The organism is Butyrivibrio sp. WCE2006, assembly GCF_000701985.1.
GTDB lineage: Bacteria > Bacillota > Clostridia > Lachnospirales > Lachnospiraceae > Butyrivibrio.
This window is the reverse complement of record NZ_JNKH01000019.1, coordinates 1-18,202: the sequence shown is the minus strand read 5'-3', so window position 1 is coordinate 18,202 and position 18,202 is coordinate 1. Positions and strand designations below refer to the sequence as shown.

The window sequence follows — 18,202 nt, the reverse complement described above, 5'->3', positions numbered from 1 at the left end:
TGATTAGCGAAGTCTGTATAGATGCCCTAGTTAGATTAGCAAAAACTCTTACTCAACTACAATCTCTATTATCTGAGATGATTTCTTCATTTTTTTGGAGGCACCGATATTTACCTTGGATTTATAGGTTCCTTTTGGAGCACCCTTTTTAAATGTGAGAGTGATCTTTTTCTTCAGTATATTTTCTAAGCTTCCTGGAAGAGGTGTTCTTTATCTTCAATTTCCCATTAGAACCGGCAACTTTTATGGTTACTTTCTGAGATTTCTTCTTTAATTTAGATACCTTGAGCTTAGACTTATTAGCAGTTACTGTAGCTTTGTTTTTCGGCGAACCTATTGTACTTATTGGGACGAAAAAAAACAGGTTAAGGAGCATAGTTATGCATAGTTCGGCAAGACATAGAGGGTATGGGCTGCTTATGTGGAATGAGTGTTGGACATATGTTGGACAGTATCTATTATTCTAGTGCTTGGAGGAAAGATAGATGAAAAAGTTAATGGTTCTAACGTATGTAACAACATTATTTTTGTTTTGCAGTTCCTGCGGAGTAAAGGAACTGACCATGCATAATCTGGCTAATGCCATGGTGAATGCTACTGTAAGCAAAACAAAAGGATGCCTTGTGAAAATCGACGGTTTTCCAAGTGGAGATTTTCAGGTTGAAGAATCATTCCCGGATAAGGCGGGATATATTGATAGTACACTTGCCATGAATAGCATGTTCAGTTTTAATGGCTATTCAGGTCAGGGTGAGGTCTTCTTTGAAATATCGGAGGATATTCAGGACTTCGATCTTTTTATAAATAATCATGAAATTGAAACTGCAGGCATTGCCGGTGGCAATTACGTATTGGATATATCAGATATTAGTCTTAATGGAAACAATACAATTCAGATTTCTAATATAGAGACTTTAAATCCCGAAAGCAAAATCACAGTAAAAATACCATATCCTACAGTAATTGAAGGAACACCGAAGGATGTGAATATTGATGAGAAACCGTTAGAGCTAATCGATAAAATCATAAGTGCAGATGTCGAAAACGGTTTTTCCAGTGCACAGCTGGCAATTGTCAAGGATGGACGGTGTGTATACCAGAACTCATGGGGGCTTTTAAACTCATATGAAAAAAACGGAGAGAGGATTACAAAAGGTATACCCGTAACAAACGATACCATGTATGATCTTGCATCTAATACAAAAATGTATTCAGCAGCATACGCTATTCAGTACCTTATTGACAAGGAAAAAATCTCTATTAATACAAAAGTAACGGATATTTTGGGTGATGAATTTGTATCAGAAACACTGGAAGTGCCGTTTGCAAGCTTTGATGGAAACTATCCGGGGCTTGATACTATAAAGGAATGGAAATCGAGAATAACGATAAAAGATCTTTTGATGCACAGAGCAGGCTTCCCGGATAGCGGCCATTATCATAATGATAAGTATGACACTGTAAATCAGAAACTGACATTTGATGTTGATAACATTCTATATGTTAAGGATGCGGATAAGGAAAAGACTTTCAGAGAGGGAATTTGTCGCACACCGCTTATGACAGAACCTGGGACAGTAACCAGATATTCTGATATCGATTATATGATTCTGGGATTGATTGTGGAAAAGATTTCAGGGACAGATCTTAATACCTTTCTTAAAGAAACTTTTTGGAAACCGATGGGGCTTGAACACATTACATATTGCCCGTTGGAGAACGGATTTGGAAAAGACGACTGCGCAGCAACGGAACTGAGTGGAAATACCAGAGAGGGCATCATAGATTTTCCCGGAGTCCGCACAGAGACTATTCAGGGAGAAGTTCATGATGAGGAATGTTATTATACCATGGAAGGAATGTCGGGCCACGCAGGACTATTTGCTAATGCAACCGATCTTGCAAAACTTGCATCTGTAATGCTCACAGGCGGATATGGCAATAATGCTTTTTTCTCAAATAATACTAGAGAGCTCTTTATTGCACCTCAGGCAGGTAACAATCCCAACTATGGAATAGGTTGGTGGAGAGAAGCGGATGGCATGAGAGAGTGGTATTTTGGAACACAGTCTCCGGATAGCACAGTTGGCCACCAGGGCTGGACAGGGACACTGACAATGATAGATTTTGAAAACAATCTGGTTCTGGTTTATCTCACTAATTCCATAAATACTCCCATATGGGAACCAACCTGCATCGAAAATGCCAATCAGTTCTGCGGAAAATACTACACTGCATCTACATTGGGATTTGTTCCGCAGATATTCTATATGGGAAGTGGTAATATGCCGGATTCGGAAAGAGCTTTAAGATCCCTTTCATCTGATATGGAAAAGGAAGAACAGAAGCTGATCGAAAAAGCAGCAGAGGATAGTGGCGAGGATTTGAGCAAAAATCATCCACTGATGAAGAGCCTTAGAGCAATACATCAAGTAAATGAATAGTGTTATGGCGTTATGTTTTTTTGAAAAATGATGAACATTTAAGATAAAAACTTCAAGGAATAGATTTATGTTTGAGAGTTCTGCCGCATATGCTAATTTAACGATTTGCAGTAGTAGATTAATTGTTAAAGGATGGCCACGCCAGAACAACAGAGCTTTTGGCGATGGAACTTCATACTAGTGTCATGGATGTTACCAGACAGATGGAATATCTGGAAAATATGGGAATCATAAAGAGAGTGGTATTTTCACCGAAAGGATGCTCCGGATGCAGTGGTTGTTCTTCAGGACAGAAGGACGAAGGACATACCTGTAAAGGATGCATGCCACAGGATGGATTTCAAAACATGGGCCAGATGTGGGAAGTGGTGAAATAACCTGAACAGAGAGAGTTAAATAAAGAATAATCGTGAAAACAACAGAGCAGTATAAGAAAGGGGCTATCGCTTTAGATGATTAGATCTAAAGCAAAGCCCCTTGTTTTCTGTGTAGAAGTATTGCGGAAATATAATTAGAATAACTCTTATAAGAAGGAATTAGTCCCACCAATAACTTCCGTAAAATCTGTCTACATGATCACCTGTTATCGCCACATCAAAAATACCTAAAAGTGCCGGGCCGCCGCTGGAATAGCTGTCAGGATCAGACTTTGTCAGCTCGTCATTTTTAAGGAACCACTCAAGCACTGACTGGCCTTTTTCATAATTTCCAAAAAAACTCATATCGCAGGAAGAATCAAAGGTTGTATCTTTATCGATGATAAGAGTCATCTTTTTTTCATCATCACCCATCAATGAAGTGGTGCTGACGCCGCTTAAAACAACTTGATCCTTTGAAAAAAGCATAACATCATGGGAATACACCGTGTAATAAATGCGATGCATCACTCTTTTTCCGGAAAACTTGATGTATGCGTTGTCATAACCGGAGGTCTTAGCATTAGTAAGAGCACCTTCTGCAGATGACTCCGTCTCAAATCTGTCGTAGGTCACACAGTAAAACGGCTGTGAGTTCAGATTTTCCCACTCAGGTGAAAAGACAACCGATGCTATAGCTCCCTGATCTTCTATTTGCTGAGCCAGCTTCTGGGCGTCCTCCAGATTCTTATATGCGCCAATCCACACGCCATAAAAGCCATCATCATAATGGTCACTTGGTAAAGTATAAGCATCATAATTATAATCGTCAGTCAGCACCTCTCTGACCATATCCATTGTCACAAAAGGCACATCATCCGCATCTATTTTCTCAAGAACCATGTGACTTTTACCGTCTTTTAACAAGGAATTATCGTATATAAAATCAAGCTCTATGGTATCATCATCCTTCATATCAAACTGCGCTTCATATTCCATGGGCATACTGCCGCTGCCAAGAATACTGTATGTTCCGCAGAGCTTATCCCCATCAATAAAGTGATATTCACCACCTGCAAAGAAAACCTCAACGCCGGGAGTCTTTCTGTAAATCTTGAACATTCCTTTCTCACCGTATTCAACATAAAGAGGACTATCGGAGCCTTTTTCGCGCCAGATTCCTATCATTTTTTCTGATGGATTTCCTGTACCTGCTTCATCACTGAACATATAAGGAAAAGCATCCTCCACCCTATCATCATGATCAAAATGACATGTTTCCTCTTTTCCGGAGAAAAATGCACCTGTAAAATCTATGCCATTATCAGCAATCACCAATTTGCAAGGCTCGGGCGCACTTTGATATTTGCCCATATTGGACATTATGGAAAAGGCCAATATATTGCAGACAAAAACATTATCATTCTGGTTTTTGGCTACATCTTTATCATCAGGAATAAGCTCAGCGCCCCAGAAAGTATATGCGCCAAGATAATCAGAATCCTCATCATCTTCGGAAATTCCCACATGGGCATAGAGATTGTCAGCAAACTCATAGATATCAAGAATATAATATTCGCCTTCGCTGCTTTTACAGCTATATTTTCCGCAAAGGCGCTTAGAAAGCGACAGCTTTGCATCCACCGGTGCTGTAGAAGCGGATTCACCATTTTTTCCAAGCACAAAGCCATTATCATCAGCCTGAACATCTTCAGTCAAAGTCACATCATCAGGCGAAACTTCCTGTGGTTTATCAGCCAAAGGCTCCAGCTCCGAAGTATCCTCCAGTACCTTTGAAGGCGTTTCAAAACTACTCTTAGTCCCTGCATCAGCGGCAGCCTTAGAGCAACCGGATGTGATCATAAGTGTCACCATAAGAACCAGTAATACTGCATTTTTCTTCATTTGACCCCCTGCTTGAAAACACTGTAAACTCCTCTTCGATTATAGCAGATATATGGTAAACTATGCACCATTTGCAATGAAATATGAAAATGATCTCTGCGACTGGCAGACTGAGGACGGATGCTTCACTCACTTTGTCACTGAGGAACATTCTTCGAGCTTAACGGAGCCACAGAACCTCGTTTAACTAAATAACCATTGATATGAATGTTAATTGACATATGGTCGTGCTGGGTCATGCGGGCGTAGAGGCGCTCTGTGGCAATGCGTCCGATATAGTTTCTCGGAATATGAATCGTTGTGAGAGGCGGTTCAACATAGCTTGAAACTGTTATATCATCAAAGCCGATAATGGAGATATCCTCTGGAACTCTGTATCCGCGCTTCTGGAAAGCTCGCATGGCTCCAATGGCCAAAATGTCGTTTTCTGCAAAATAACTTGGAGCAAGCTCCTCTTTTCTATCAATTATTTCAAGCATTTCCGTCTCTGCATCTTCGATTGTGGAGGCGGTTATTTCATGCATTATCGACTTTGATTTTGTCATCATATTGTATTTTAAGGCATCGTAGAAACCTTCAGTGCGCTGGTCAAAGTCATAGGTTCTGGTGGTAGAACGGATACATCCCGGCTGGCAGGCTCTTTTTTTTATAAGATAGTTTGTGGCCATAAAGCCTGCATCTCTGTTGTTTATCTCAATAAAGTCAATCTTACTGCTTGTAAAATGGGCTTCTATTACGCATATGGGGAATGAACAGAATGACATTAGAGACATTTCCCTCTCTTCAATTATGAAACCCAGAATAAGCATCCCGGAGGCATGACAGGTCTCTAGTTCTTTTAATTCCCTTTCCAGATTCTCATAACCTGTAACATAATGAACAACAGTGCGAATTCCCAGTTCACTGGCGGTGAATTCGATTCCGTCTATTGTATCTCTGAAAAAGTCATTTCCTGTAGTACCAGTAAATGAAATATATTGTACTATATGGATGATTCCGTCACCCTTGTGTTTTTTACTTCCACCAGGGGTCATTCCATGTTCAATAGCAGCCTTCTTAACCATACTTCTGGTTTTTTCACTGACGCCCGGTTTGTCATTCAGAGCAAAAGAAACAGCTGTTTCTGATAAGCCTAAGAGTTTTGCAAGTTCTTTAGATGTCATTATTTTATCCTCCTACAATTTTTTATCACACATAATATCTTAAGTCCACCGAAAATTTAGTTAAATTTAGTAAATTCCAGAGGTTTTAGCAATACAAATTTAGTAAAGGGGATTATAAAATATAACTGTCAGTTGATTTAGAAATATTTGATTTCTTGGGAGAAAAGTGGAAACAGTTCGCAAGAAGTCATGAGTTACAAAAAAGCAATAAGTGGAAGTACAAAAGGAGAGGGAGCAAGCTTTATGGGATTGAAAATTATTGATTGCAAAACAGAATACAGAACAAATCCGTTGGGAATAGATTCCAAAAAGCCAAGATTTTCCTGGAAAATTGAGAGCGATAAGGATAATACCCTGCAAAAAAATTACAGACTGGAAGTAACAAGAACAGATGGTACAGTAATCTGGGATTCAGGGGAAGTAGAAGATTCCGGAATGAGTGAAGTAGTTTATGAAGGAATTAAGCTTAAGGCAGGAACAACGTATTACTGGACTGTGAAAACAGCTGATAATCATGGTCAGACTGCAGAAAGTGGTAAGAACTTTTTTGAAACAGGTTTTATGGATGAATCTCCTGAGAGCTTCGGAGGTGCAAAATGGATTGGACCATCAAAATACAACCTGAGTTCTGATGTGAGAGGTGTATTTGGATTAAAGGTCAGATTTAAATTTGATGATGAAAGTAACCGCTTCGGTGTGATTTTCGGACGAGGCGATAAGAGAATAAAGGACAGAGATAACTATTTTAAATATGAGATTGATTGTTCAGAAGAACCCTATAAGCTGAAGATATACAGAGTTGGAATAGCTCCTGAAGACAGAGAAGATGTTCCTTATGCTGAAGTTAATATCTGTGACTATGATGACAAGGATAAAAATCCTATTATTTCTAAGGACAATTTGTATGACGAACATGTTATAGATATTCAGGTTATGGGGAACAGTGCGTATGCGCTAATTGATGAGAAAAGAGTTGATGTCACTGTAACAAAAACGTTTTTTGGAGAAATGGAAGCTCCAAGAGTATTGAATCCTCTGGGCGATAATGATGTAAATACATATCCGAGACTTAACGATATAGGATTTTTTGTCCCTAAAGGACAGGGGGTTACTGTAAACAGGATTGAAGTCAGAAATCTGAGGAAGCCCTATGGCATAGTTTATCTTGATACGAAAACCTATCACATAAATCCTATGCAGGCATCAAATGATTCTTCGTCTATTCTTTTAAGCACAAAGGACAGCGATGCTGTTATAACGAAAAATCCCAGCCATACGTCGATTCCTATGCTAAGAAGTATATTTAGGGTGGAATCAAAAAAACTTGCAAAGGCGAGGCTTTATGCTACTGCAAGGGGAATATATGAGTGCAGCGTAAATGGAAAGCCCGTTACGGACACTTGGTTTAATCCCGGACAGACTCAGTATGACAGACATATGATGTATCAGACCTATGATATTACAGATATGCTTTCTGAAGGTGAGAATGCTATTGGTGTAATTCTTGCATCAGGCTGGTGGAGCGATGCGCAGACATTCGTGCTTGGTAATTATAACTATTACGGAGATCGTGAATCCTTTCTTGGAAGGATAGAGTTGGAGTATGAAGACGGAAGTGTTCAGAATTATGAGACCAATACTTCTGACTGGAAATATTATGATGAAGGACCATGGACCTACGCCGGATTTTTCCACGGTGAACATTATGATGCAAACAAATATCCGGGAATAAAGGGCTTTGATACGCCTGAATATGACGATTCTAAATGGATGAAGCCCGATGTAATTCCTGTAATACAGATAAGAAAATCGGAAACAATGTCTAAGGGACCTATGCAGTGGCCTGAGGTAAACCTTACAGAACCCTCATTTATCGGACAGATTGGGGATGGAATCAGAGTTTCCTATGAGCTTACTGCCAAGTCAGTAACTGAGATAGAAAAAGGTATTTACATCTATGATATGGGTGTAAATGTGGCCGGTGTTCCAAGACTTCATCTCTATGGAGAGAAGGGACAGGTTGCAACTCTTCGATATGCAGAGCTTCTTTATCCTGACATAGCAGAATTTGCAGGAAAAACAGGAACCCTAATGGTTGAAAACCTAAGAGATGCAGACTGCACAGACCTTTACACATTTGCAGGGGATGAAGGCGGAGAGGACTACACACCTAAATTTACATTCAGAGGCTACAGATATATTGAGATTAGTGGGGTTACCAAAAAGCCTGAGCTATCAGAGGTTAAGATGTTGGTGCTCTCATCGGCATATGATATGAGCTCATCGCTTGAAACCTCAGACGAGCTTACAAATAAATTCATTGATAATGTCAGAAGATCACAGCAGTCGAATTTTATTGGAATTCCCACTGACTGTCCTCAAAGAAACGAGAGAATGGGCTGGGATGGTGATACTTCAATTTTTGCAAGAACAGCAACCTTTAATGCCGACACCAGAATGTTCTATGAAAACTGGCTTATGGCAATGAGAGATCTTCAGGAAGAAAATGGAAAATATCCTGATATTGCGCCTGTTGGCGGCGGCTTTGGTGGTTATACCTATGAGAGCTCTGCGCTACATGTGACCTATGAGCTTTTCCAGCAGTATGGTGACATCCAGGTTATCCGGGATAATATTGAAGCCATGAAACTTTTCATGAATTATTCTGAAAAGATGTGGGCGGAAGGTAATCTGGCAGGCGGATTTACACTTGGAGACTGGCTTGCACCTGAGGAGACGGATCTTGGACTTATATGTCATGCTTTTTATGGATATAACGCCTATGTGATGTCAAAAATGGCAAGAGCTATAGGTGATGATAAATATGCTGATGCCTACGGCAGCTTATACGATGAGTTAAAAACATCGTTTAATGATAAGTATTTTGATTACAAAACCGGAAAAACTGCAGATCACACTCAGTGCTCCTACGCATTACCACTTGCTTTTAAAATGGTAAAGGATGAATTTGTACAAAAGGTGGGAGACAGATTAAGCGAGAAGACCAGAGAGACAGGACATCTTGTGAAGACAGGATTTTTTGGAACAGCGCCGCTTAACCCGATGCTCACTATGACAGGACATGAGGATGATGCATTTAAGCTAATGACTCAGACAGCCTGCCCTTCATGGCTATATCCTGTAACTCAGGGTGCCACAAGCATTTGGGAGAGATGGGATTCCTTCACTATAGAGAATGGTTTTGGTGGTCACAATAGCATGAATTCCTTTAACCATTACTCTCTCGGTGCGGTTTTAGAGTGGTTTTACATGTATGTACTTGGAATTCAGAGGGATGAGGATATGCCGGGTTACAGACATTTTTATGTAAAGCCTTGCATAAATACAGCGTATGAGTATGTGAAGGGCCATTTTACATCGCCTTATGGAGTAATAAAAGCAGAGTGGAAGCATGATAGAGAGACAGGAAAATACACCTATTTACTGGAGGTTCCTGCAGGCGCTTCTGCAACGATTTGTCTTGAGGATAAGGCTACTAAGGTAGGAAGCGGACATCATGAGTTTACTCTGACATGAATAACTTTAGAGGAAATGTGGCAGGGGTGGTTGCATATCAGTCCGGAGTGAAATTATATTAAGAAGGAAAAAATATGACAAAAGACATTATTCTAAACAAAACCAAGGCACTTATATGTTTTTACCAGGAAGGCTGCTCCATGTGTTTGGAAGTGGAACCGCTGACTGGTATTCTGGAGAAAAAAGATATTGAGATTATCAAATTTTCCTGCGATGAGTCTCACGAACTTCTTTATGAATTTGGCGGTGATGGGACACCATACTGGGTACTGATTCTTAATGGCGAGATTGCTAAGGGGATTTGTCCTACAGAAAACAGTGATGATTTGTTCTCTTTTCTCACAGATGAGTGCGGAATCTGCCTCTCCGATGATGAATTTAACAATGCGATGCTTGAGGGCAAGGAAAAAAGAGAGTATCAGGAGATGGTAGTAGCAGAAATCCTGTTTCGATCAAAGGAATCTGACGAAGATAGTCTGACATATGCCGCCAGGCTTAAGATAGTCCGACCCTGTATAGTGTCAGAGACTGACGAGGACCTTAAAAAGTGCATCAGTGATAACACAAAGCATTTTACCGAAAGACTTAGGGCATCTATGGAAAAAGAGGGTGGAGACACTGAGGCCAGAAGGAGAATACTTGAGAAACTTCCTGAAATGGAAGAAGAAATCTTCAACGAGATTAAAGAGATAAAAGAAATCTCTTCTCATTGAAGATTTCTTAATGCTTCAACGTATTCTTTTAATTTCTGAATAAAAATATCTATTTCTTCTTTTGTATTCTCATAGCTTAGTGTAACACGGATAGAAGAGCGGGCGTCGGCTGCAGACATGCCGATGGCCGTGAGAACATGACTTGGCCGTGAGTTGGATGAGGAGCAGGCTGAGCCGGTGGAAATAAATATTTCATTACCGGATAATAGTTCCATGATTTCTGTGCCATTCACCTGTGGAATTGAAAAATGCGCATTGCCAGGGAGCCTGCCAACGCTGCTTCCGTTCAATTTTGCTCCGGGAATTTCGGAAAGAACCCTTGAAATCAGGTAGTCTCTTAAATCCGTTTCTTTTCTGGATCTCTCTGACAGGTGAATCCTGCTAAGCCTTGCCGCTTCACCAAGACCAATGATCGAAGGGACATTAAGAGTACCGGATCTTAGCCCCTGTTCCTGCCCGCCTCCATAAAGGTAAGGTGAAATCCGAACGCCTTTCCTTATATAGAGGAGACCAACTCCTTTAGGAGCGCCAAGCTTGTGACCGCTGGCTGATAAAAGATCGATATTCATGTCATTTACATCTATAGGGATATGCCCAAAAGCCTGCACTGCATCAGTGTGAAAAAGTATTTTCCTGGATCTGCACAGAGCGCCAATGGCTTTAATGTCGGTTATGGTTCCTATCTCGTTATTGGCAGTCATGACGGAAACCAGAGCCGTTTCCTCTTTTAGAGCGCTTTCAATGGAAGAAGCAGAAATATCGCCATTTTCACTCGGTGAGAGAAAAGTGACACTGCGCCCAAGTTCTTCTATTTTTTTACATGGATTTAAAACAGCATGATGTTCTGCCAAAGAAGTAATGATGTGCCGATTCTCAGGCACTGAAAAAATAGCGGTGTTGTCACTTTCTGTACCGCCTGATGTAAAAACTATCTCAGAAGGATCTGCTCCAATTAATTCAGCACAAAACTCCCTGGCTTTTTCAACAGCTTTTTTTGCTTCAAGACCGAAATGGTGTGCGGCAGAAGGATTTGCAAACTGCTGACTAAAATAGGGAAGCATAGCCTCCAGAACTTCCGGATTAACTTTTGTTGTTGCTGCATTATCAAGATATATCATATGTCAATATTTATGAAAATATAATAAAGGTTTAATGGCTCCTTTTAAATAATATTATACAATTAATATAGTATACTTCTAAGCAATAAACAATGATTTAGATGGAAAGGAATAATTGTTACTTAAGCGGGGCTTAGATAAGGCTTTAGTAACAAGGGTCACTGATATGGCTGATAATAAAAAGAAAGATATAAATGAAGTTGTAAGAAATATTGAAGAATTGACGGATAAACAGTTGGAAAAAGTTGCTGGTGGGGTTAAAAAAACTTGTCCGGCCGGACAAGTTTTGGTTGGAAATAAATGCGAGAAAAAAAAGAAACCATGACTTATAATGTATCAGCGAGAAGTAAAGAGGCCAGGCGGTACTATAGGAAATCCTTATAGGAGAGTTTGACATTTTTTCTAAATATGGGTATTCTATGATAATTTAGATTTATAAGGGAGCAATCAGACTGGTTGCTGCCCTTTCGGTTGGCGAATAACTTATGCTAATGCCGGGGACTTTATGGTCTCCGGTATTATTTTGTAAAAAACGAACTTGATCCGGCGGAGCATCTTTCAAACATGTATATACAGAAAAAATGTTTACTACAGATATAGACAAAGCAAGAGAGCTTGTCAGAATCGCCAATGAGAAAAATCTGTATATTGGGGTGGCTCCCGATACTGTTTTGGGTGCCGGGACACAGACCGCCAAACTAGCTTTGGAACGTGGGATGATAGGTGAAGTGACAGGCGGTGTGGTATCGATCAATCGAAACCAGAACCTTAATTCTGAACTTTTCAGATTCCTTCAGGAAGATGGCGGGGCACTATCCTATGACGTGGGGATATATTACATAGCTACCTTGGTATCCCTTCTTGGACCGGTGAAGGAAGTCAGTGGATTCACTGCTCCTGCACCAGTGCATAACAGGGAGCTTTTGTTTACTGATGAATCAAAGGACAGCTGGCAGATACCCGGAAGTAATATTGTAGCTGCAACATTGAAATTTGAGAGTGGTGCGCTGGTAAGCCTTCACATCAACGGTAACACCATTAATTCCGAACAGAATCTCATAATGCTGTTTGGAACAAACGGAATTATGAAGGTCGGAAATCCGGATACATTTAGCGGACAGACAGAAATTCTTTTGCCGGAGAACGACTGGGTAACACTTCCGTTTAGCCACGGTTATAACGGCACAAACAAAATGTCCGATCCTATGCCCTTTGACCATTACGGAAGCAGAGGTGTCGGTGTGGCAGAACTTGCTTACTCGATCCGTGCAGGAAGAGTTAACAGATGCAGTAAGGAGTATGGTCTTCATTGTATGGAGATATTGGTGGGAATTGATATCGCCGCAGCATCCGGGAAAATCTATGAGGTGGAATCACGTTTTGAGATGACAGCACTTACTCCCGGCTATTATTCCACTGTATTTGGAGGCTTAGGGAGAGGAGATGCTGAGCGCTCTCTTATGTAAATATAAGGGAATGTTGCAATAAAACATATTGACTTTGCCCCTGATGTAGCCTATATGATAGTAAGACAAATTTGCAAAGGAATTTTTTGCGCTTTATAAAAAGATAATAGAAGTCTAATAGATGTCTAATATTTCCTATCAGCAGATCTTGAAATGATTGAAACATATGCCTATGATTATGATGAAATGGCATATGAAGATGATTCCATCTTAGAAATGACAAGGGGAATTACATCAGATGAATTATGCAGCTACTATTTTGGAGGAATAGGCGTATGAATGAAGATCGGGATCTGACTAAGGGGAAACCATTATCACTGATTTTAAGTTTTGCTTTTTCGTTGATAGTTGGTAATGTTTTTCAGCAGCTCTACATTATTGTAGACAGCATCATTATAGGCCAGAAAATTGGCGCCAAAGGGCTCTCAGCCATAGGCGGAACTGATTGGTATATATTCCTGGTGAATGGTTTTGCCATAGGCTTAATCCAGGGATTTTCAGTTTTATTGGGTAATAAGTATGGGGAAAAAGACGAAGCTGCTTTTTCTCAGTACTATAAAAAGGCTAAGGCAATCTGTTTCGGTCTAACCATATCTCTTGTGGCGCTTCTGCTTGGCACTTCCGGATTTGTACTAAGAGTGCTTGATACAAAAGATGAGGTGTTCTCTTTTGCTAAAACCTACGTTGATGTCATATTTGCAGGGCTTCCTTTTCTTATTTTTTATCAGCTTTTTGCTGCGGTTTTAAGAAGCAGAGGAAACAGCAAAACTCATCTTATGGCGATGACTGTTTCTTCACTGTGCAACATTGTTTTGGACATATTGTTTGTAAGCGCCCTGAATATGGGGATAGCAGGAGCGGCTCTCGGTACAATCCTTTCGGAATGCCTGGTTATGCTTATCTGTGGTTATAACGTATATAAAAACAGGCAGGGCATTGCTGATGCGACTTCCGCAAAGAGCTCCGGATTAAAGAGTGGATTTACCGTGGTAAAAGAGCTGATGACAATTGGCCTTCCAATGGCGCTTCAGAGTGTGATCACTGCAATAGGGGGGCTTATCGTCATCAATAGGATCAATCAGTATGAGCTCTCTTTTCTCACCGGATATACCATAGCAGGAAAAATATATGCACTTCTTGAGATTGCAGCATCTTCTTATGGATTAGCTGTAGTTGCATATGTGTCGCAGAATATGGGGGCAAAAGATTATGAACGTGTACGCAGCGGAGTAAAAGTAAGCGTACTGCTTGGTATTATAACGGCTATTTTATGTTCTGTGGTGATGATCATTTTTGGGCAGCCTTTGATGAAACTATTCATAGATACAGGGACTGCAAACGCCAAGGTATTTTCATATGGATACAATTATCTGCAGGTACTGGCTGTATTTTTCCCGCTTCTCTACATTTTGTATGTTGTCAGATCAACCTTGCAGGGTATGGGAAACAGCATAATTCCTATGCTTTCAAGCTTTGCGCAGCTGATAATGAGGGTGGCCTGCGCGATTTTCTTAACTCGTATCATAGGATATTATGGTATCTATTTTGGGGAAATCTGTGCCTGGGCACTTGCTGATTGTATTTTGATAATTACATATTTTGTATCTTTGCGGAGCTTGACGATCAATAAGTTGGCCGCAGACGGTGTAATAAATTGATTTAGCATTAAGATTACTTTAAGATGCGCGTAATATCGGAAGATATTGCTAAGGCTATGTACGAAGGACATGATCCGCATGACAAGTATATCGGTGAAATCGTGGATATAATTTGATAGTGATGAAAGAAATGGAAGCAATATTTGGAGAAAGTTCATATATCGATTCGTGGATGCAGCTTGTTCGAAAGGTTAGCTGGAATTTCCCCGGGCTCGAAACAGAAGAGAATTTAGAAGAACATAAGCAGACGGTATTGAAGTTTATGAACAAGCTGCAAGCTGTATGTGTCAAAGACAGTGAAACTATTGTGGGAGTTCTTCTGTTTTCACGTAATAGAAATATGATCTGTTGTCTTGCTGTGGATCCTGAATACAGGCAGCAAGGGGTGGCTTCAATCCTTCTGAGAAAAGCGCTTGCTGAATTGGATAGAAGTAGGGAAATCACGGTATCAACGTTTCGTGAAAATGATGAAAAAGGAATTGCTCCGAGAGCTTTGTATAAAAAATTCGGATTTCAAGAGGGCGAAATGACTGAGGAGTTTGGGTATCCCAATCAAGTATTTGTTTTACATCCTTACTTTCAGTTTAATAGACTATGACAAATCGGTGGATTGGAGGGGTAAACCATGTTAGAAATATTAAAAGCGAGGTTTCAGGATAATAAGAATCTTCATATGGAACTGAGTTGGCTTGACGTGGAGAAACGTTTGCTTGAGCATCCGGGCTCCATGGATGTTTTGAGAAGGATGGAGGAGAGCGGAGGAGAACCGGATACCATCGGCTATGACGAAAAGACGGGAAAGCTAATTTTCTGCGACTGCGCAAAGGAGTCCCCTTCTGGGCGCAGAAGCCTGTGCTATGACGAAAAGGCATTACAGGGGCGTGCTAAAAACCCGCCGTCAGGCAGCGCCGAATGGAAAGCAAAAGAAATCGGCGTTTTGATCATGACGGAGGAACTCTATCGCCGACTGCAAAGTCTCGGGGAATTTGATTTGAAAACGTCAAGTTGGATCATTACGCCGGATGATATTCGCGACAAGGGCGGTGCATTGTTCTGCGAACGACGTTACGGAACGGTTTTCACATTCCATAACGGGGCGGATTCGTACTATTCCGTGCGCGGGTTCAGAGGCTATACACTTATATAAACGAGGAAAAGAGGGTATTTTTGAATACAATGTATGAAAGAAGACAGCGCAAGAAGCTTGAAGAGAAAATAAGTAACTAATGATTTTAGAATATATTTATTGGCTCTTTAGGTTGGATTAAGTTAACTCGTCTATAATGAGACTGTAAGTTGAGAACAGGGCACGTTTTGATCCAGTGAATATGCTTACTGCGAATGGTAGCTCGCAATATAAAATACTCCAAAAACTTTTATGATGAACAGGAACAAATATATGGAGGATTTTTATAATGTTCAAGAAATTAGCAACTATTTTGACAACCTGTGCGATAACCGTATCTGCAGTAGCTTGTGGAAGCCAGGCTCAGCAGGTAGACAGTATCCAGACCGATTCATCGGAAAGTACTCAGGAAGAAAGTGCTTCTTCTGAAGAGGTAAAAGAAGAAGCTTCAGATTCTGCTGCAGAAACTGAAACAACTACAGATACCGGTTCTACGTTAGAGTTGGGACTTGTCAGTAACACACTTGCTGAAGATGAAGAGAGTCTAGTGGAGACATATACAGATCTTTTTGACCAGCTCACTTATACTGATGAGGAGACGGGTCTTTCTATAACTTATAATCTGTATCTTCCTGAAGGATATGATGAAAATTCAGAATACCCCATGGTTGTGTTTATAGGTGATTCGACAACTGCAGGAACCGATGCGGAGTATTCGCTTACACAGGGGCTTGGCGGCCTTGTATGGGCAACATCAGAATGGCAGTCAGTATATCCGACCATAGTAGCTGTACCAACATATCCTGAAACAATTCTTGATGACCATGATGGATATAGTACAACAGAATATGTTGAGCTCACCAAGAGATTTATTGATTACATGTCAGATGAGTACGCAGTAGATACTGATAGAATCTATGGAACAGGTCAGTCCATGGGATGCATGACGACACTCATACTTGCATCGGAATACCCGGATTTATATGCTGCGTGTATGTTTGTTGATGGTCAGTGGGATACGGAACTTCTTTCAAATCTGGAGGGGAAGACCTTCGTTTATTTTGCAGCTGAAGATGATACGAGTGCATGGACCGGAGCGCAGGACCTTATGGCCAGATATGACGCAGATGGCGTCACCTACACATATGCACAATGGGACGGAACATGGTCGGCAGATGAGCTTTCATCAGCTGCCTCAGAATTATTCAGTGGAGAAGCTACAGGAGCATACTTCATATCCTGGAAAACAGGAACAATTGATGCAGGAACAGGCAATTCACCTATGGGCGGTGGAGATGGCAGCTTTGGCGAAAGAGGAAACGGCGGGCGGATGAGTTCTTCTGAAGAAGGAGGCCTTTCAAATCCCGAGGCTGCTACAGACGCTTCTTCAGATGTAAGTGAAGATAAGCCGGCTATGGAAATGACCGGCGAGAAGCCTCAAGGAATGATGGGTGGAAATGGTGGAGGCGCCGGAGGCGGAGCTTCATACCATATGGCTTCATTCGACTACGCCTATAACTGTATAGCAGTTATGGAATGGTTGTTCCAGCAGTAAGAGAATTTAATACGGCACATTATAGCAGCTATGGAGAAATCTGTAGCTGCTTTTATTAAGTAAGGTAAATTGTGATATCATTTTAGTATGAGTCTACAGGTGTTAGGAGTGCTTTGCTATGAACAAGAATGAGAGCAAGTATTTTAAGTCAGCGGAAAAAATGCATACAGCGTTACTGACACTTCTTGACAGTAAAGATTTTGAACTTATTTCTGTTAAGGAGATATGTGAAACCGCTGGCGTTAACAGATCCACCTTTTATCTTCACTATGATAATGTAAATGATCTTCTGCATGAAACGGTGGAAGCTGTATATAAAGATTTCTTTGGGCGCTTTGGTGCTGAGGGGCCTGGAGCACTTGATATTGATGAAAAAAATGAGGATGAGCTATTTCTTGTAACACCCAAGTATCTGATGCCATATCTGGATTTTGTGGAAGCGAACCGCAAGCTCTTTTATCTGATGTATGAAAAGAACGAGATGATGGGCGCAGAAAAGACCTATGAAACCTGGTTTAAAACAATATTCGGCCCCATTCTTACAAGGTTTGGAGTTCCCCAAAAAGAACAGCCACTTATCATGGTCTTTTATCTTAAGGGCATTATCGGAGTTGTCACTGAGTGGGTACGAGGTGGATGTACCGAGTCAAAAGATGAGATCATAAGCGTCATACAGAAGTGTATCATCAAGCCATAACGCAGTAAAAACACTATATCGAATTTACAAATCAACACTTTTTACAAAACGTGTCGGGACCTGTACTCCTGAAATCAACACATTTTGCAAAAAGTGTTGTTCTTTTTATTTAATAGGAAATTTCGCCTTGGCGGCGAAACCTTGAATTAAAAGGCCCGGCAAGACCGGGCCACGCAAAGCGGAGGTATGTTGGTTTTGAATTACCAATCTACCTCATCAAAGAATTCATCATCTTCATGCATAAAGTAATCCATGTCGAGAAGGTCTTCATCATCCATCTCGCGGATTTCATTCGCCGACATGCCTTCCGGCGGGTTTTGGATGTATTTCTCTCTAAGCTTTGCTATTAGTTCTTTACTGGCCATGGCTGTTCCTCCTAGCATGATTTTATCATGCGCAGGAATACGAGGGAACACTACTGATTTTTGAGGATGGAGCTCTGCTTTTGGGACGGCATTTTCCCA

At 40.8% G+C, this 18,202-nt stretch carries 15 protein-coding genes and 1 pseudogene; 12 read left to right on the top strand and 4 right to left on the bottom strand.

Annotation, left to right across the window (positions count from 1 at the left end; genetic code table 11):
- Positions 1–485: 485 nt before the first annotated feature.
- Positions 486–2,444 carry a serine hydrolase gene (locus tag T501_RS12345; RefSeq protein ID WP_050008294.1) on the top strand — a complete coding sequence of 653 codons (1,959 nt, stop codon included), beginning with the start codon at positions 486–488 and terminating at the stop codon, positions 2,442–2,444.
- Between the two features lie 122 nt (positions 2,445–2,566).
- The gene (locus T501_RS12340) at positions 2,567–2,821 is read left to right on the top strand and encodes a hypothetical protein (RefSeq protein WP_155994853.1); all 255 of its coding nucleotides are present in this window, start codon (positions 2,567–2,569) and stop codon (positions 2,819–2,821) included.
- A gap of 159 nt (positions 2,822–2,980) precedes the next feature.
- Here T501_RS12340 and T501_RS12335 read toward each other — a convergent pair whose 3' ends face one another.
- Positions 2,981–4,705 (bottom strand): SPOR domain-containing protein, encoded by a 1,725-nt coding sequence (locus T501_RS12335; RefSeq protein WP_044915113.1) that lies wholly within the window; start codon positions 4,703–4,705, stop codon positions 2,981–2,983.
- Positions 4,706–4,842: 137 nt separating this feature from the next.
- Positions 4,843–5,868, bottom strand: a complete 1,026-nt coding sequence (locus T501_RS12330; RefSeq protein ID WP_044915111.1) for a LacI family DNA-binding transcriptional regulator — start codon at positions 5,866–5,868, stop codon at positions 4,843–4,845.
- Positions 5,869–6,057: 189 nt separating this feature from the next.
- Here T501_RS12330 and T501_RS12325 point away from each other — a divergent pair, with 189 nt between their 5' ends.
- Together T501_RS12325 and T501_RS12320 are read left to right on the top strand one after the other, a co-directional pair.
- Positions 6,058–9,405: an alpha-L-rhamnosidase gene (locus T501_RS12325; protein WP_050008293.1), complete on the top strand. Its 3,348-nt coding sequence runs from the start codon at positions 6,058–6,060 to the stop codon at positions 9,403–9,405.
- A gap of 74 nt (positions 9,406–9,479) precedes the next feature.
- Positions 9,480–10,118: a thioredoxin domain-containing protein gene (locus T501_RS12320; RefSeq protein WP_044915110.1), complete on the top strand. Its 639-nt coding sequence runs from the start codon at positions 9,480–9,482 to the stop codon at positions 10,116–10,118.
- Here T501_RS12320 and T501_RS12315 read toward each other — a convergent pair.
- Positions 10,112–11,236 (bottom strand): cysteine desulfurase family protein, encoded by a 1,125-nt coding sequence (locus T501_RS12315; RefSeq protein WP_044915109.1) that lies wholly within the window; start codon positions 11,234–11,236, stop codon positions 10,112–10,114. The two genes, T501_RS12320 and T501_RS12315, sit on opposite strands and share 7 nt — an antisense overlap.
- A 166-nt stretch (positions 11,237–11,402) precedes the next feature.
- Here T501_RS12315 and T501_RS12310 point away from each other — a divergent pair, with 166 nt between their 5' ends.
- The 8 genes from T501_RS12310 (at position 11,403) to T501_RS12280 (ending at position 17,738) form a co-directional block, all read left to right on the top strand.
- Positions 11,403–11,561 (top strand): bacteriocin, encoded by a 159-nt coding sequence (locus tag T501_RS12310; RefSeq protein WP_155831546.1) that lies wholly within the window; start codon positions 11,403–11,405, stop codon positions 11,559–11,561.
- 256 nt (positions 11,562–11,817) lie between these two features.
- Positions 11,818–12,702 carry a Gfo/Idh/MocA family protein gene (locus T501_RS12305; protein ID WP_026511789.1) on the top strand — a complete coding sequence of 295 codons (885 nt, stop codon included), beginning with the start codon at positions 11,818–11,820 and terminating at the stop codon, positions 12,700–12,702.
- A 153-nt stretch (positions 12,703–12,855) separates the two neighbouring features.
- Positions 12,856–12,981: a hypothetical protein gene (locus tag T501_RS22390; protein ID WP_255347433.1), complete on the top strand. Its 126-nt coding sequence runs from the start codon at positions 12,856–12,858 to the stop codon at positions 12,979–12,981.
- Positions 12,978–14,360, top strand: coding sequence for an MATE family efflux transporter (locus T501_RS12300; RefSeq protein WP_044915108.1), 1,383 nt, complete (start codon positions 12,978–12,980; stop codon positions 14,358–14,360). The genes T501_RS22390 and T501_RS12300 overlap by 4 nt, the downstream gene beginning before the upstream one ends.
- Positions 14,361–14,481: 121 nt before the next feature.
- Positions 14,482–14,958 carry a GNAT family N-acetyltransferase gene (locus tag T501_RS12295; RefSeq protein ID WP_044915144.1) on the top strand — a complete coding sequence of 159 codons (477 nt, stop codon included), beginning with the start codon at positions 14,482–14,484 and terminating at the stop codon, positions 14,956–14,958.
- A gap of 27 nt (positions 14,959–14,985) precedes the next feature.
- Positions 14,986–15,507 (top strand): DUF4256 domain-containing protein, encoded by a 522-nt coding sequence (locus T501_RS12290; protein ID WP_044915107.1) that lies wholly within the window; start codon positions 14,986–14,988, stop codon positions 15,505–15,507.
- A gap of 268 nt (positions 15,508–15,775) precedes the next feature.
- A complete protein-coding gene (locus T501_RS20325) occupies positions 15,776–17,041 on the top strand; it encodes a carboxylesterase family protein (RefSeq protein ID WP_050008291.1) in 1,266 nt (421 codons plus the stop codon).
- 118 nt (positions 17,042–17,159) lie between these two features.
- Entirely contained in the window at positions 17,160–17,738 is a 579-nt protein-coding gene (locus T501_RS12280) for a TetR/AcrR family transcriptional regulator (RefSeq protein WP_044915106.1), read from the top strand.
- Positions 17,739–17,938: 200 nt separating this feature from the next.
- Here the strand turns inward: T501_RS12280 and T501_RS21920 are convergent.
- Positions 17,939–18,202: pseudogene (locus T501_RS21920) on the bottom strand (hypothetical protein); the annotation flags it as partial.

Coding starts and splice junctions, on each gene's coding strand:
- T501_RS12345 (WP_050008294.1), top strand. CDS start 486: ATGAAAAAGTTAATGGTTCTAACGTATGTAACAACATTATTTTTGTTT.
- T501_RS12325 (WP_050008293.1), top strand. CDS start 6,058: ATGAGTTACAAAAAAGCAATAAGTGGAAGTACAAAAGGAGAGGGAGCA.
- T501_RS12310 (WP_155831546.1), top strand. CDS start 11,403: ATGGCTGATAATAAAAAGAAAGATATAAATGAAGTTGTAAGAAATATT.
- T501_RS12315 (WP_044915109.1), bottom strand. CDS start 11,236: ATGATATATCTTGATAATGCAGCAACAACAAAAGTTAATCCGGAAGTT.
- T501_RS12290 (WP_044915107.1), top strand. CDS start 14,986: ATGTTAGAAATATTAAAAGCGAGGTTTCAGGATAATAAGAATCTTCAT.
- T501_RS12295 (WP_044915144.1), top strand. CDS start 14,482: ATGAAAGAAATGGAAGCAATATTTGGAGAAAGTTCATATATCGATTCG.
- T501_RS12280 (WP_044915106.1), top strand. CDS start 17,160: ATGAACAAGAATGAGAGCAAGTATTTTAAGTCAGCGGAAAAAATGCAT.
- T501_RS12320 (WP_044915110.1), top strand. CDS start 9,480: ATGACAAAAGACATTATTCTAAACAAAACCAAGGCACTTATATGTTTT.
- T501_RS12335 (WP_044915113.1), bottom strand. CDS start 4,705: ATGAAGAAAAATGCAGTATTACTGGTTCTTATGGTGACACTTATGATC.
- T501_RS12300 (WP_044915108.1), top strand. CDS start 12,978: ATGAATGAAGATCGGGATCTGACTAAGGGGAAACCATTATCACTGATT.
- T501_RS12305 (WP_026511789.1), top strand. CDS start 11,818: ATGTTTACTACAGATATAGACAAAGCAAGAGAGCTTGTCAGAATCGCC.
- T501_RS12330 (WP_044915111.1), bottom strand. CDS start 5,868: ATGACATCTAAAGAACTTGCAAAACTCTTAGGCTTATCAGAAACAGCT.
- T501_RS20325 (WP_050008291.1), top strand. CDS start 15,776: ATGTTCAAGAAATTAGCAACTATTTTGACAACCTGTGCGATAACCGTA.
- T501_RS22390 (WP_255347433.1), top strand. CDS start 12,856: ATGATTGAAACATATGCCTATGATTATGATGAAATGGCATATGAAGAT.